The sequence below is a fragment of the Pseudomonas sp. D4-21 genome (genome assembly GCF_051132125.1).
GTDB lineage: Bacteria > Pseudomonadota > Gammaproteobacteria > Pseudomonadales > Pseudomonadaceae > Aquipseudomonas.
In genome coordinates this window covers 39,071-53,690 of record NZ_CP071664.1, presented here as the reverse complement: position 1 = coordinate 53,690, position 14,620 = coordinate 39,071, and the positions used below count along the sequence as shown (strand labels likewise).

Annotated in this window: 14 protein-coding genes; 10 read left to right on the top strand and 4 right to left on the bottom strand. The window is 58.9% G+C overall.

Annotated features, from left to right (window positions below):
- Window positions 1-7 precede the first annotated feature (7 nt).
- Window positions 8-718, top strand: a complete 711-nt coding sequence (locus J3Q04_RS00255) for a PA5502 family lipoprotein (RefSeq protein ID WP_420766030.1) — start codon at window positions 8-10, stop codon at window positions 716-718.
- 119 nt (window positions 719-837) lie between these two features.
- On the opposite strand, the gene katE is transcribed toward J3Q04_RS00255, so the two are convergent.
- Window positions 838-2,973 (bottom strand): catalase HPII, encoded by a 2,136-nt coding sequence (gene katE / locus J3Q04_RS00250; RefSeq protein ID WP_434608664.1) that lies wholly within the window; start codon window positions 2,971-2,973, stop codon window positions 838-840.
- A gap of 266 nt (window positions 2,974-3,239) precedes the next feature.
- Between katE and J3Q04_RS00245 the strand changes: the two genes are divergently transcribed.
- From J3Q04_RS00245 to J3Q04_RS00215, 7 genes are all read left to right on the top strand, one after another.
- Window positions 3,240-4,247 carry a methionine ABC transporter ATP-binding protein gene (locus J3Q04_RS00245; protein WP_420766033.1) on the top strand — a complete coding sequence of 336 codons (1,008 nt, stop codon included), beginning with the start codon at window positions 3,240-3,242 and terminating at the stop codon, window positions 4,245-4,247.
- Entirely contained in the window at window positions 4,247-4,921 is a 675-nt protein-coding gene (locus J3Q04_RS00240) for a methionine ABC transporter permease (RefSeq protein WP_420766034.1), read from the top strand. The genes J3Q04_RS00245 and J3Q04_RS00240 overlap by 1 nt, the downstream gene beginning before the upstream one ends.
- Before the next feature lie 90 nt (window positions 4,922-5,011).
- On the top strand, window positions 5,012-5,782 hold the full coding sequence (locus J3Q04_RS00235; protein WP_434608667.1) for a MetQ/NlpA family ABC transporter substrate-binding protein: 771 nt from the start codon (window positions 5,012-5,014) through the stop codon (window positions 5,780-5,782).
- 202 nt (window positions 5,783-5,984) lie between these two features.
- Entirely contained in the window at window positions 5,985-6,359 is a 375-nt protein-coding gene (locus J3Q04_RS00230) for a lysozyme inhibitor LprI family protein (protein ID WP_434561468.1), read from the top strand.
- 227 nt (window positions 6,360-6,586) lie between these two features.
- A complete protein-coding gene (locus J3Q04_RS00225) occupies window positions 6,587-7,711 on the top strand; it encodes a diguanylate cyclase (protein WP_434608670.1) in 1,125 nt (374 codons plus the stop codon).
- A 364-nt stretch (window positions 7,712-8,075) separates the two neighbouring features.
- Entirely contained in the window at window positions 8,076-8,495 is a 420-nt protein-coding gene (locus tag J3Q04_RS00220) for an organic hydroperoxide resistance protein (protein WP_434608672.1), read from the top strand.
- Between the two features lie 32 nt (window positions 8,496-8,527).
- Complete coding sequence (locus J3Q04_RS00215; RefSeq protein WP_434608674.1) at window positions 8,528-8,740, top strand: hypothetical protein; 213 nt, start codon at window positions 8,528-8,530, stop codon at window positions 8,738-8,740.
- A 110-nt stretch (window positions 8,741-8,850) separates the two neighbouring features.
- Here the strand turns inward: J3Q04_RS00215 and J3Q04_RS00210 are convergent, their stop codons facing one another.
- The 3 genes from J3Q04_RS00210 to tag form a co-directional block, all read right to left on the bottom strand.
- On the bottom strand, window positions 8,851-9,639 hold the full coding sequence (locus J3Q04_RS00210) for an SDR family NAD(P)-dependent oxidoreductase (protein ID WP_434608676.1): 789 nt from the start codon (window positions 9,637-9,639) through the stop codon (window positions 8,851-8,853).
- Between the two features lie 404 nt (window positions 9,640-10,043).
- Window positions 10,044-10,931 (bottom strand): lysophospholipid acyltransferase, encoded by an 888-nt coding sequence (locus J3Q04_RS00205; RefSeq protein WP_207963584.1) that lies wholly within the window; start codon window positions 10,929-10,931, stop codon window positions 10,044-10,046.
- 43 nt (window positions 10,932-10,974) lie between these two features.
- Window positions 10,975-11,532 (bottom strand): DNA-3-methyladenine glycosylase I, encoded by a 558-nt coding sequence (gene tag / locus J3Q04_RS00200; RefSeq protein WP_434608678.1) that lies wholly within the window; start codon window positions 11,530-11,532, stop codon window positions 10,975-10,977.
- An 81-nt stretch (window positions 11,533-11,613) separates the two neighbouring features.
- On the opposite strand from tag, the gene glyQ reads away from it, so the two are divergent.
- Both glyQ and glyS read left to right on the top strand, forming a co-directional pair.
- Window positions 11,614-12,567 carry a glycine--tRNA ligase subunit alpha gene (gene glyQ / locus J3Q04_RS00195; RefSeq protein WP_022641565.1) on the top strand — a complete coding sequence of 318 codons (954 nt, stop codon included), beginning with the start codon at window positions 11,614-11,616 and terminating at the stop codon, window positions 12,565-12,567.
- Entirely contained in the window at window positions 12,564-14,618 is a 2,055-nt protein-coding gene (gene glyS / locus J3Q04_RS00190; protein ID WP_434608680.1) for a glycine--tRNA ligase subunit beta, read from the top strand. The genes glyQ and glyS overlap by 4 nt, the downstream gene beginning before the upstream one ends.
- Window positions 14,619-14,620: the final 2 nt, after the last annotated feature.

Sequence of the window (14,620 nt, the reverse complement as noted above, 5' to 3'; positions counted from 1 at the left end):
CGCAGGAATGAAGCCGTTCGCCTCCCGTTATCTGCTCCTTGTCGCGTTTTCCCTGCTGGGCGCTTGCCAGAGCACGCCGCCGGTCACCCAAGCCCCTGATACGCGGGGTCCGGCCCTCGCGCAGCTGCAACAGAGCCTGGCCGGCAATGAATTGGCTACCGCCGAAGATCAATTGGCAACGTTGCAGGCTCAATCGCCGGAAGACCCATCGTTGGAGCCCTACCAGCGTCAACTGGCCGAGGCGTACTTGCGCCGTAGCCAGATCGATCTGCAGAAAGGCGATGTAAACGCCGCCGCCACGGCCCTTAGCCGAGCTCGCGCCCTGATGCCAAAGGCGCCGGCGCTTACCGGCGAAGTCAACAGCGCGATTGCCGAAGCGCGTAAAGCCGACCTGGAAAAAGCCGAGGCCGATCTCAAGGCCGCCGAAGCCAAGCCGGTCGCCAAAATGATCGATCCGAGCGCACCCAGCACAACAGTCGCGTTGAATCTAGGTGATATTCGGCAAATGCGTCATCAACTGGACGCCATCGCCGCAGATACTGTGAATTTCAAGTGTGATGTCAGCATCCAGGTGCCGCGCACCGATGATTACCCTTGGTTGGCGACATTGCTGAGCAAACGAGTCAAGAAGCTAGATCCTGGGTTCGATCTGAAACTGCGCAAGCAAATTTTGCGCAACGTGCCTGCGCAGTTGGTCCTAACTCCGCGCAAGCCCTGACAAAGCCTCGTCGGAACGCTGCCCGTAGCACGCTCGCTTCCCATGAGTTTAGTGAACGACTACTAACCCCCTGGGAGCGAGCTTGCTCGCGATAGCGTCCCGGCGGACAACAATTTCCTTTAGGCCGGAACCGCCTTGGCCTTAGCCTCCCGCACCCAAACCCGATGTTGAGCAATCGCGTCAAAAAACGCCTGGAACTTGCTCGCGTCAGCATCCGGAATCAACCCTGCATCCGCCTCTAGCTTCAACAACACCAACAACTGCCGGGCTTCGCCATGCAGCGCAATGGCCTTGAGGTGTTTGTAAGCTTCCAACAGGTAGTGCAACGCCACCCCATCGGCACTCAAGGCTTTGATCGACTCCACGCCACCCGGTACAAACACCGCGTCGAAGGCAATCGACGGCAGGCCTTCCATCGAAGCATCCACCGGCAGCGTTTGTCCGTTGGCCGCCGTCACCGGAGCGGACGTCGGACCAAGGATCTTCGCGTGGGCGCCTTCTGCCTCCAGCGCCTTTTTGAGCGCATCGATGATCGCGCCGTCGACGCCATTCGCCACCAACACCGCGATCTTGCGCGTCTTGATGTCGCCGGACAGCAGGTTCGCCTGGCTCAATGCCGGGGACTGCTGCAACGAAGGCGTCGGAACATCGACCGTACACGCGGTGGGCGCCGGCAAGCCGAGGTTTTTCGCAACGCGCCCGGCCAACTCCAGATCGATATTGGCGAGAATCTCGTTTACCTGCCTCGCCCTGATGAACTCGCGCTCCACCTTGCCCAGCTCGAAGCTATAGGCCGCGATAATGTGCTCTTGTTCGTGGGCGCTCATGCTCTTGTAGAACAGCCGAGCCTGGGAGAAATGATCACCGAACGAATCGCTGCGCTGGCGGATCTTGTGGGCGTCGATACGCTCCGGATAGCTTTCGAAACCGCCATCTTGAGGACCTGGCGGGGTTTCCTTCGGCCAGCCACCGTCGATGGAGTTCGGCTCGTAGGACGCGCGCCCTTTATCGATGGTGGTGCGGTGCATCGCATCACGTTGGCCGTTGTGCACGGGCGTGATGGCGCGGTTAATAGGCAGCTCATGAAAATTCGGGCCGCCGAGTCGGCTGATCTGCGTATCGGTGTATGAAAACAGCCGTCCTTGCAGCAATGGGTCGTTGGTGAAGTCGATGCCCGGCACGATATGTCCTGGGCAGAACGCAATCTGCTCCACCTCGGCGAAGAAGTTGTCCGGGTTGCGGTTCAATACCATCTTGCCCAACGGGGTGATGGGCACAAGTTCTTCTGGGATGATCTTGGTCGGGTCGAGCAAGTCGAAGTCGAATTTATGCTCGTCTTCCTCGGCAACGATCTGAACGCCGAACTCCCACTCGGGGTAGTCGCCCATCTCGATGGATTCCCACAGATCGCGACGGTGATAATCGGTGTCCTTGCCTGCAAGCTTCTGGGCTTCGTCCCACACCAGGGAACAAGTGCCCGCCTTGGGCCGCCAGTGGAATTTGACGAAGCTGCTGCGCCCTTCAGCGTTGATCATACGGAAGGTGTGCACGCCAAAACCCTGCATCGTGCGCAGGCTCTTTGGAATCGCCCTGTCGGACATGGCCCATATCACCATGTGAGCAGATTCCGGAACCAATGAGACAAAATCCCAAAAGGTGTCGTGGGCCGAGCCACCGGTGGGGATTTCGTTATGGGGCTCGGGTTTCACCGCGTGGACAAAATCTGGAAATTTCACCGCGTCCTGGATGAAAAATACCGGCATGTTGTTGCCCACCAGGTCGAAGTTGCCCTCGTCGGTGAAAAATTTCACGGCAAAACCGCGCACGTCCCGTACGGTGTCACCGGAACCGCGTGGACCCTGCACGGTGGAAAAACGCACGAACACAGGCGTTTTTTTATTGGGGTCTTGCAGGAAACCAGCCTTGGTCAGGGCCGCATGTGATTCATAGGCCTCAAAGTAGCCATGGGCACCGGTCCCGCGGGCATGGACGATGCGCTCCGGGATCCGCTCATGGTCAAAGTGCGTGATTTTCTCACGCATGATGAAATCTTCCAGCAACGATGGCCCACGGGCGCCGGCACGCAGGGTGTTCTGGTTATCGGCGATTTTTACGCCCTGGTTTGTGCGCAGCGCCTGTTCCGTGGCATCGGAGCGAAACTGCTCCAGGCTTTCGAGCTTGGCGTTGGTGTTGGTGCGATCCAAGGTATCGGTCCCGGCCAGTTGGCTAGGGGCGGCAGGCTTTTTAGTGCTCATCAGGCGTGACTCCTCGTTGCGATCCCCGCCGTGGCCAGGACCCGTGAGTTCGATGCGCCAGGCACGGTACCTGGGCATGTTTTGAGTTGCCTAATGAGTGACCAGTACCGTTTCGCTGTGTTCCTTTTTAATGTCCTTTGATCGCCTTATTGCCAATTCGCTGGTTCAATCTCAAATAAATGCTAAGACCTCCTATAAGGACAGGCTAAAATGCGCGCCCGGCTTACCGCTGATCCTTTTTCAACGCGCCCCACAAGGTTCGCTACGTGATCGAGTTTCAAAACGTCCATAAAACCTACCGGGTTGCCGGTAGGGATATCCCAGCCCTGCATCCGACCAGCCTGACAATCGAGAACGGTCAGGTCTTCGGCCTCATCGGCCATTCCGGAGCAGGAAAAAGTACTCTGCTGCGCCTGATCAATCGCCTGGAAGATTCCACGGGCGGCAAGATCATTGTCGATGGTGAAGAAGTCACCGCCCTGGACGCCAGCGGCCTGCGCCGTTTCCGTCAACAGGTCGGGATGATCTTCCAGCACTTCAACCTGCTGGCATCCAAGACTGTCGCCGACAACGTGGCGCTGCCGCTGACGCTGGCAGGCGAATTGTCCCGCAGCGAAATCGACCGGCGCGTCGCCGAGCTGCTGGCGCGGGTAGGGCTTTCAGACCATGCCCGCAAATACCCGGCGCAATTGTCCGGCGGCCAGAAGCAGCGCGTCGGCATCGCCCGTGCCCTGGCGACCAAACCCAAGATTCTGCTTTGCGACGAAGCCACCAGTGCCCTTGACCCGCAGACCACCGCCTCGGTGCTGCAACTGCTGGCGGAGATCAACCGCGAGCTGAAGCTGACTATCGTTTTGATCACCCACGAAATGGACGTGATCCGCCGAGTGTGCGATCAAGTGGCGGTGATGGACGCTGGCGTAATCGTCGAGCAAGGCCCGGTGGCCGACGTGTTCCTGCACCCCAAGCACCCGACCACCAAACGTTTCGTCCAGGAAGACGAGCAGATCGACGAAAGCGAACAGCGCGACGATTTCGCCCACGTCCCAGGACGCATCGTGCGTCTGACGTTCCAAGGCGATGCGACCTACGCGCCGTTGCTCGGCACCGTCGCCCGGGAGACCGGCGTGGATTACAGCATCCTGGCGGGTCGTATCGACCGCATCAAAGACACCCCCTACGGGCAACTGACCCTCGCCATCACCGGCGGTGACATGGAGGCGGCGTTCGCCCGCTTCACCGCGGCCGATGTCCACATGGAGGTGCTGCGCTAATGGAACTGTTGAGTTCGTTCTTCTCCAATATCGACTGGCTGGAAATCTGGCTGGCCACCGGCGACACCTTCCTGATGCTGTTCGGTTCGCTGCTGTTCACAGTGCTGCTCGGCTTGCCCCTGGGCGTGTTGCTGTTTCTGTGCAGCCCGCGCCAGTTGCTCGAAGCCCGCGGCGTTTATGCGCTGCTGTCGCTGGTCGTAAACATCCTGCGTTCGCTGCCATTCATCATCCTGTTGATCGTGATGATCCCGTTCACGGTGTTGATCACCGGCACCTCCCTGGGCGTGGCCGGCGCGATCCCACCGCTTGTGGTCGGCGCCACCCCGTTCTTCGCTCGCCTGGTGGAAACGGCACTGCGCGAAGTGGATCGCGGCATCATCGAAGCGACCCAGGCCATGGGCGCCACCACGCGGCAGATCATCGTCAACGCCTTGCTGCCGGAAGCCCGCCCGGGCATTTTTGCAGCGATTACGGTGACAGCCATTACGCTGGTGTCCTACACGGCCATGGCCGGTGTGGTCGGCGCCGGTGGTCTGGGCGACCTGGCGATCCGCTTCGGTTACCAGCGTTTCCAGACCGATGTCATGGTCGTCACCGTGGTGTTGCTGCTGGTGCTGGTTCAGGTTCTGCAAACCGTGGGCGACAAACTGGTTGTGCATTTCTCTAGAAAATAAGGCCTCGCGCCAATAAAACCATGAGCCGGCCATTCGCTGGCGGCGTCGAGAGCAGGCGCCGCAAGCGGGCACTAAAAAGGAGTTAGCTGAATGAAAAAACTACTGGTTGCCTTCGCTGCCGCCGCAGCGTTCTCTGCCCACGCCGATACCCTGACCGTCGCGGCCACGCCGGTCCCCCATGCGGAAATCCTCGAATTCGTCAAACCGGCGCTGGCGAACGAAGGCGTGGACCTCAAGGTCAAGGTCTTCACCGACTACATCCAGCCGAACGTACAGGTGGCTGAAAAGCGCCTGGACGCCAACTTCTTCCAGCACCAGCCGTACCTGGATGAGTTCAACAAAGCCAAGGGCACGCACTTGGTGAGCGTGGCGGGTGTGCACCTGGAGCCACTGGGCGCGTATTCGAGCAAATACAAAAAGCTGGAAGAACTGCCAGGCGGCGCCAACGTGGTGATTCCTAACGACGCCACCAACGGCGGCCGTGCGCTGTTGCTGTTGGCGAAGGCTGGGGTGATCACGTTGAAGGATTCGAACAATATCCTGTCGACCACCAAAGACATCGTTGAAAACCCGAAGGACCTGAAGTTCCGTGAGCTGGAAGCCGCGACCATTCCGCGGGTACTGACCCAGGTGGATCTGGCTCTGATCAATACCAACTATGCGTTGGAAGCCAAGCTTGATCCTTCCAAGGATGCGTTGGTGATTGAAGGTAACGACTCGCCTTATGTGAACATCCTCGTTGCCCGTCCGGACGACAAGGACAGTGAGGCGATGAAGAAGCTGGTGGCGGCTTTGCATACGCCGGAAGTGAAGAAATTCATTCTGGAGAAGTACAAAGGGGCGGTTTTGCCGGCGTTTTGAGCTGATCAGGTGGCAAAAAAACGGGGCTGCATGGCAATGCAGGCCCGTTTTTTTATGCTTGGAATAAATGAGCTAAAACAACAAGCTGGTTGCCGCTCGGTAAAGAAATGGCTGAATCAAATACTTTTATTGTTTTACAAACCCTCATGATAAATTCGCGCCGCAACCTCTAATCAATAGAGGGCATTCAGGGAGAGAAGTAGTGATCAAGTCTTTGTTGGTTGGGGCATTGCTGGCAACGGCATCGGCATCGGCGTCTGCGATGAGTTGCGATAATCCTAGAAACGCCTATGACAGAACCTATTGCGCATCGCTGAAAATGGTTCAGTCAGATCAGGACATCAATGATCAATACAAGAAGACGATGAGCGCGCTGAATCCGGATCAAAAGAAAAAAGTGAAAGCCGCTCAGATCCAGTGGATCAAGACTCGTGACAACGCCTGTTCCAACGATGGCCTGCTCTACTTGGACTGTGCCAATGAGAAGACTGAGGCGCGTATCGTCATACTCAAGGCTATCGAGCGCGAATGCCGTGCCGCCGGTTGCGACGACGCGAAGCTGTCGCAGGTCGAGTAATCCGCTAGCATTGAGCGCATCGGGTTGCAGTCGTAGCCACGAAAAACCCGACGTGAAGCGTCGGGTTTTTTCTTTAGCAGGTTGAGCCGCTGTCGCGGCCCAGCGGAAGCAAGCATCCTCGCCACTAAGTTCGGTGCAATTGGGGCTGTGGGCTTAATTCAGTTGTTTGCGCTAATGGCAGGGTGCCACAATCGCCTTCTTCGCTGCGTCATAATCAGGTGGTTCAAATGGATGGCCCAAGATTGCGCAATGGCCAGGATTTTGTAATAGCCGAGCAGGTTCGAACAGATCGGTTGCAGCAACTGTTTCGCCAGTCTGTTTCTGCGGTTTTCGGTAGTTACCTGGCTGCCATCATGTTGAGTTGGCTGTGTTGGGATCGGTTTGACCACAGCACTATCGCTTGGTGGCTATTAATCCTGACCGCATCGACGCTGTTGCGTATCGCGATGTTCATAGCCTATCTGCGCAGCGACGAAAGTGAGCGTACGCCACAACGCTGGGAGCGCAGGTACTGGGTCACGCTAGTGCTATCCGCCAGCATCTGGGGCGGTGGTGCGTTCATGCTGATGCCAGCGGACGATCTGTTGTCCCAGGCACTGGTCATGCTGTTTACCGTGGGCATGTCTGTCAGTGCGGTGTCCTGCTATTCGGCTTACCGCGATATGACCCTGGCCTCCATTGGCCTGGTGCTGTTCCCGTGCACCGTCTGGCTGCTCTTTCAACCGTCTCCGATTCAAGTCGGCATGGCACTTTCAATCTTGGTGTTCGCGGCATTTGCCGCTCGCGCCACGCACAAAATGTCCCAAGCCCTGGAAATTGCCTTTCGTCTCACCCGTGAGATGGAACAGGCAAACAGCATCTCCACCCGTGCCGCACAAACCGATGAACTGACCGGCCTGAAGAGTCGGCGGGCTTTTTTTGAGCATGCCCAGCAGCTCTATGATGAATGTAAGAGCAACCGGTTAGGGTTGTGCGCAGTCATGCTGGATATGGATCACTTCAAGCACATCAACGACACCTACGGCCACCAAGTCGGGGATCAGGTTTTACGCGAGATGGGGACGGTGATCAGTTCGTCGTTTCGGGCGACGGATATACATGGCCGGCTCGGTGGGGAAGAGTTCGCCATTCTGCTTCCAGACACTTCAATCGAGGTCGCTACCCAGATTGCAGAACAGCTCATCGATGCCATTGCGGGTTTGATGATCGAGCCTGTTCACGGCATATCAGCCAGCCTCGGCGTCGCGTCGATGGAGGCCTGCAATAAGGATCTCCATAGCTTGATGAACGATGCGGATAAGGCCCTGTATCGGGCAAAAGCGCTGGGGCGTAATCGAGTGGCTGTTGCTTAGCCGGATTGGCCTTGCATCACCAGTCGGAATTTGATGATGTCCATGCTCTACGGGGCATGATCAAGAATCCATCATTGGCTTGTGATGTTCCTCTCTTCGAAGGCCTGCAATTGCGCTGGCCCTTTTGACTTTCCCCAATGGCTCCTTTCTCCGATTCCCTCACGGCGCGCACGTGCTGACGCGACTGTGACGGCTGAAAATAAATATTCCTAGATATCAACGGGTTAACCAAAAGCAGGAAAATATTGTGAAATTTACCTTGCGCGCTAATTATTCATGCATTAACTTTAACGCCACTGGTTAGCGCGCAAACATTTGGCGCAAACAAAAATCGATCCAATCAATCAGCAAATGAGGAAACACCATGAACGTTCTTTACACCGCAGTCGCAACCTCCACCGGTGGCCGTGATGGCCGTGCTGTTTCCAGCGACAAAATCCTCGACGTGAAACTGGCCACTCCAAAAGCCTTGGGCGGCGCCGGAGGGGAAGCTACCAACCCCGAGCAATTGTTCGCAGCGGGTTACTCGGCCTGCTTCATCGGCGCGCTGAAATTTGTCGCCAGCCAAAGCAAACGCAGCATTCCGGCTGACGCTTCGATCACGGCCCATGTCGGCATTGGCCAGATCCCTGGTGGTTTCGGCCTGGACATCGACCTGCACATCAGCCTGCCAGGCCTGGATCAAGCCGATGCTCAAGCGCTGGTCGATGCGGCTCACCAGGTTTGCCCGTACTCCAACGCGACACGCGGCAACGTCGACGTTCGTTTGCACATCACCGTCTAACTCACTTCTTCCACGAATAAAAGGATCTGGACATGAACACTCTTAGCAAAATACTCGTTGGCTCGCTTCTGGCTCTGTCCCTCGGCAATGCGTTCGCGACTCCCTTTGTTCAACCCACGTTCGCTGAGGGGGGGTCGGATCGGCTGATCGAAAGCCGGGTCGCTGAAGGCGGCTCGGATCGGCTGATCGAAAATCGCGTAGCCGAAGGTGGTTCGGATCGACTGATCGAAAACAGAGTGGGCTGAACTACCCGTTCATCGTTAAAAAACGGTCGAATCCACCTATGTACTTCCAAAACAGAAACGCCGCTTATCTCTCACGAGAAAGCGGCATTTTTGCAATGTGTCAGAGCAGCCTAAACGATGCTATCCACCACGCCACCATCCACACGCAACGCCGCGCCGGTGGTAGCCGAGGCCTGTTCCGAGCTAGCGTAGATGATCATGTTGGCGACTTCCTCGACGCGCGCCGCGCGCTGGATGATCGAGGTGCTGCGATGCTCGTTGACGAAGTCTGCCGCGACCTTTTCCAGGCTTTCCCCGCTGCGCTCGACGTCTGCCTGGAGCATTTGGGCAACGCCTTCGGACAGTGTCGGCCCAGGCAACACCGAGTTCACCGTCACGCCCGTGCCGGCGAGGCGTTTGGCCAGGCCGCGAGCAATTGAAAGCTGGGCGGTCTTGGTGAAGCCGTAGTGGATCATGTCGGCGGGAATGTTCACGCCCGACTCCGACGAGACAAACACGATCCGTCCCCAACCGCGCTCGACCATACCCTGTGCGTAAGCCCTGGAAACACGCACACCGGACATCACGTTGGTTTCGAAGAAACGCTGCCATTCGCTGTCCGGCGTCTCGAAGAAGTCCTCCTGTTTGAAAATGCCCAGGTTGTTGATGACGATATCGAAGCTCGGATGCCTGGCGATCAGCGCTTGGCAGCCAGCTTCGTTGCTGAGATCGCCAACAAAACCTGTCGCCCTGGAAGCAAGATTGCCCAGGCGCTGCAACGCATCCTCCACGCTGCTCTCGCTGCGACCGTTGATGACCACATGGGCGCCGGCTTCCAGGAAGCCTTTGGCGGTCGCGAAACCGATACCGCTGGTGGAACCGGTGACCAGGACGTGACGTCCGGTGAAGTCGATGTTCATGAGGGGACTCCTTGATTGATGAACCATAGAAAGTGCGATCGTTCTGGCTGGACGGTCATCCAATGGACTAGAGATGGCTTTGCAATCCCAGCGTTTCCGATACCACAGGCGTTTAATCATGGACACGATTGAGGCTTTGCGCCTCCTCGTGATCAGTCAGCCGTCAGGAAGCCCACCATACCGCCAGCTCGTAACCCTCCAGACCGATAAAGTCGGAACTTCGGTCACCCAGGAAGCTGAGTAGGGCTGCTACGCAGCCCAGCGGGAGCAAGCTCCCTCGCCACAGGTGGGTGGCGTCAATGGGTCATGCGGCGGATGTCATGACGCTGTCGCGAGCAAGCCTGGCTCCCACAGGGGTTGTTGGGTGTTCACGATCGTGCATTCACCACCCAAGCAACAGGTCGTCAGTACCACCGCGCCTCGCCCGGCGGGCGTTTCTTGAAGCGTTTCATGCTCCACATGTACTGGCTCGGGTAGGCGCGTACGTAGCGTTCCACCACTTGGCTCATGGCGGCGCAGGAGGTTTCGGTGTCGGTGCTGTACATTGCGTCGGGGGCGGCTTCGAGGATGACTTTGTAGCCGGAGCCGTCCGGCAGGCGCAGGGCATGAAGGAACACGCCCACTGCTTTACCGCCAGCGAGCATGTTCGGCACGAACTTGCTGGTCAGGGCCTGGGTGGCGAAGAAGGGCACGAAGATGCCGGCGGATTCGGACGGCTCCGGATCGGCGGGGATCCCCACCTGGCCGCCCTTGCGCACTTCCTTGATGACGCTGAGGATGCCTTCCTTGGTGGACGCCGCGACCTTGTTGCCCAGTTGCACGCGTTGCTTCTGCAGCAATTCGTCCACCGCCTTGAGCTTGGGCGGACGGTAGAAAATGATCGGTTTGCACTGGCTGCAATAGAAGTGGTTGAGCACTTCCCAGTTGCCCAGATGGCTGGTGATGCCAACCACGCCCTTGCCCGAGGCCAGGGCTTCTTTCAGCACCTCCAGGCCTTCGACTTCGCGCACCAGTTCGATGGAGCGCTGGGCCGGCCAGATCCAGGCGCAGGCGCTTTCGGTCAGAGACTTGCCGATGTCCTTGAGGCTCTGGCCCACCAGGCGTTCGCGCTCGGCGGGGTCCATCTCGGGAAAGCATTTGGCGAGGTTGATCCGCACCACATCGCGGGAACGGTTGGGAAATTTCCACATGAGCCAGCCGATGGCCGAGCCCACCGCCTGCACCGCTCGCCAGGGCAGCAGCGCAAACAACCGCAGAGCGCCGACCAGCAAGGCGCCTTTCAACTTATCCACAGGTCACTCCTGAATGTATGGGCCGTGTTGCGAGCCGGCTATTCTAACCGCCGTTTACCAACTCGGCGTAGCGGTCGCAGTCTTGGGTGTGGTCCATGACCATGCCCGAGGCCTGCATCAGCGCATAGCAAATAGTCGGCCCGACAAAGGTGAACCCGAGTTTTTTCAGGCCTTTGCTCATCGCCAACGCCTCAGGCGTGATGGCTGGCACTTCGGTGCGGTCCTTGAAATGGTTGACAATGGGTTTGCCGTCCACGAACGACCAAAAGAATGCCACCGGGTCTTCCAGGGCCAGCCAGGCCTGGGCATTACAGCGTGCAGCCTTGAGCTTGAGACGGTTGCGGATGATGCCGGGGTCGAGCATCAGTTCATCGATTTCCGCGTCGCTCATCTGCGCCACCCGTTGCACATCGAAGCCGTACAACACTTGCCGGTAGCGCTCGCGTTTGCGCAAAACAGTGATCCAGGACAGCCCTGCCTGGAACCCTTCGAGCAAAAGCAACTCGAACAGACCCTGCGCATCACGCAGCGGCGTGCCCCACTCTTGATCGTGATAAGCCATGTACAACGGATCTTCGGAACACCAAAAGCAGCGTGGCATAAGGCTCCAGGGGGCGTGCGCACGAACGAATCGGGTATACTCCCGCTCTTTAAATCGCAGCCCAAGAAACAGGTGAATTTCGTGAGCCAGCCTACGCCAGCCGTGCGTACCTTCCAAGACTTGATCCTCGCCCTCCAGCAATACTGGGCCGAGCAAGGTTGCGTGGTACTTCAGCCCTACGATATGGAAGTAGGCGCCGGCACTTTCCACACTGCCACGTTTCTGCGTGCCATCGGCCCGGAAACCTGGAACGCCGCTTATGTGCAGCCCAGCCGCCGCCCGACTGACGGCCGCTACGGCGAAAACCCGAACCGCCTGCAGCATTACTACCAGTTCCAGGTGGTCCTGAAGCCGAACCCGGAGAACTTCCAGGAACTGTACCTGGGCTCCCTCAAGCACGTGGGCCTCGACCCGTTGGTGCACGACATTCGTTTCGTCGAAGACAACTGGGAATCGCCAACCCTGGGCGCCTGGGGCCTGGGCTGGGAAGTCTGGCTCAACGGCATGGAAGTGACCCAGTTCACCTACTTCCAGCAGGCGGGCGGTATCGAGTGCTACCCGGTCACCGGCGAGATCACCTATGGTCTCGAGCGCCTGGCCATGTACCTGCAGGGCGTGGATTCGGTCTATGACCTGGTGTGGGCCGACGGCCCGTTCGGCAAAGTGACCTATGGCGACGTGTTCCACCAGAACGAAGTGGAGCAGTCGACCTATAACTTCGAACACGCCAATGTCGACAAGCTGTTCGAACTTTTCGATTTCTACGAAAGCGAAGCCAAGCGCCTGATCGAACTGGACCAGCCGCTGCCGCTGCCGAGCTATGAAATGGTGTTGAAGGCATCCCATACCTTCAACCTGCTGGATGCGCGCCGGGCGATTTCCGTGACCGCGCGCCAGCAATACATCCTGCGTGTACGCACCCTGGCGCGTTCCGTTGCGCAAGCCTACCTGTTGGCCCGTGCCAAGCTGGGCTTCCCAATGGCGACCCCGGACCTGCGTGATGAAGTGTTGGCTAAGCTGGAGGCTGCACAATGAGTGCTCAAGATTTTCTGGTTGAACTGGGCACCGAAGAATTGCCACCCAAAGCCCTGAACACCCTGGCCGATGCGTTCCTGGCCGGCATCGAAAAAGGCCTGCAAGCCGCTGGCCTGAACTTCGAAACCAAGCACGTCTATGCCGCGCCGCGCCGCCTGGCCGTGCTGATCACCGCCCTGGAAACCCAGCAGCCGGACCGCAGCATCAACCTCGACGGCCCGCCACGCCAGGCCGCGTTCGATGCCGACGGCAACCCGACCCAGGCCGCCTTGGGCTTCGCCAAGAAGTGCGGCGTGGACCTGAGCGAGATCGACCAGAGCGGTCCGAAGCTGCGCTACAGCCAGAGCATCAAGGGCAAGCCGACCGCCAGCTTGTTGCCGACCATTGTCGAAGATTCCCTGAACGACCTGCCGATTCCCAAGCGCATGCGCTGGGCCGCGCGCAAGGAAGAGTTCGTGCGTCCGACCCAATGGCTGGTGATGCTGCTCGGCGACGAGGTCATCGATTGCACGATCCTGGCGCAGAAGGCCGGTCGCGATTCCCGTGGTCACCGTTTCCATCATCCGCACAGCGTACGCATCACGTCGCCGGCCCACTACCTGGCCGACCTGCGCGCCGCCTATGTGCTGGCCGACGCCAACGAGCGCCGCGAGCTGATCAGCAAGCGCACCGAAGAGCTGGCGACCAGCCAGGAAGGCACGGCCATCGTGCCGACCAACCTGCTGGACGAAGTGACCGCGCTGGTGGAATGGCCGGTGCCGCTGGTGTGCTCGTTCGAGGAACGCTTCCTTGAAGTGCCGCAGGAAGCACTGATCACCACCATGCAGGACAACCAGAAGTACTTCTGCCTGCTGGACGCGGAGGGCAAGCTGCTGCCTCGCTTCATCACCGTGGCCAACATCGAAAGCAAGGACCCGCAGCAGATCATCGCCGGTAACGAGAAAGTGGTTCGCCCGCGCCTGACAGACGCTGAGTTCTTCTTCAAGCAAGACAAGAAACAATCCCTGGAAAGCTTCAACCAGCGTTTGCAGAACGTGGTTTTCCAGGAAAAGCTCGGCAGCGTCTACGACAAGGCCGAGCGTGTCTCCAGGCTGGCGGCATTCATTGCCCCACGCATCGGCGGTGACGCCCAGCGCGCAGCCCGTGCCGGCATTCTTTCCAAGTGCGACCTGTCCACCGAGATGGTTGGTGAGTTTCCGGAGATGCAGGGCATCGCCGGTTATTACTACGCCCTCAACGATGGCGAGCCGCAAGACGTGGCACTGGCCCTGAACGAGCAGTACATGCCGCGCGGTGCCGGCGCTGAGTTGCCAACCACCTTGACCGGTGCGGCCGTGGCGATCGCCGACAAGCTCGACACCCTGGTCGGGATCTTCGGTATCGGCATGCTGCCCACTGGCAGCAAGGACCCGTACGCGCTGCGTCGCGCGGCGCTGGGCGTGTTGCGCATCCTGATCGACAAGCAGCTGGACCTGGACCTGAACGACGCCGTGGCCTTCGCCGTGAATGCGTTCGGCAGCAAGGTCAAGGCTGCCGGCCTGGCCGATGCGGTGCTTGAATTCATCTTCGACCGCCTGCGTGCGCGTTATGAAGACGAAGGCGTCGACGTCGCGACCTACCTGTCGGTGCGCGCCCTGAAGCCGGGCTCCGCCCTGGATTTCGACCAACGCGTACAGGCGGTGCAGGCGTTCCGCAAACTGCCGGAAGCCGCTGCGCTGGCGGCGGTGAACAAGCGTGTATCGAACCTGCTGGGCAAAGCCGAAGGCAATATCGCGGCCACCGTCGAGGCCAAGTACTTCGACAACGCCAACGAGTTTTCCCTGTATTCGGCGATCCAGCAGGCAGACCAGGCGGTCCAACCGATGGCGGCGGCGCGCCAGTACAGCGAAACCCTGGCACGCCTGGCAGCGTTGCGCGAACCGGTGGATGCGTTTTTTGAGGCGGTAATGGTCAACGCTGAAGACGCCAACGTACGGGCCAACCGCTATGCACTGCTGGCGCGTCTGCGCGGGTTGTTCCTTGGTGTTGCCGATATTTCGCTGCTGGGGTAAGC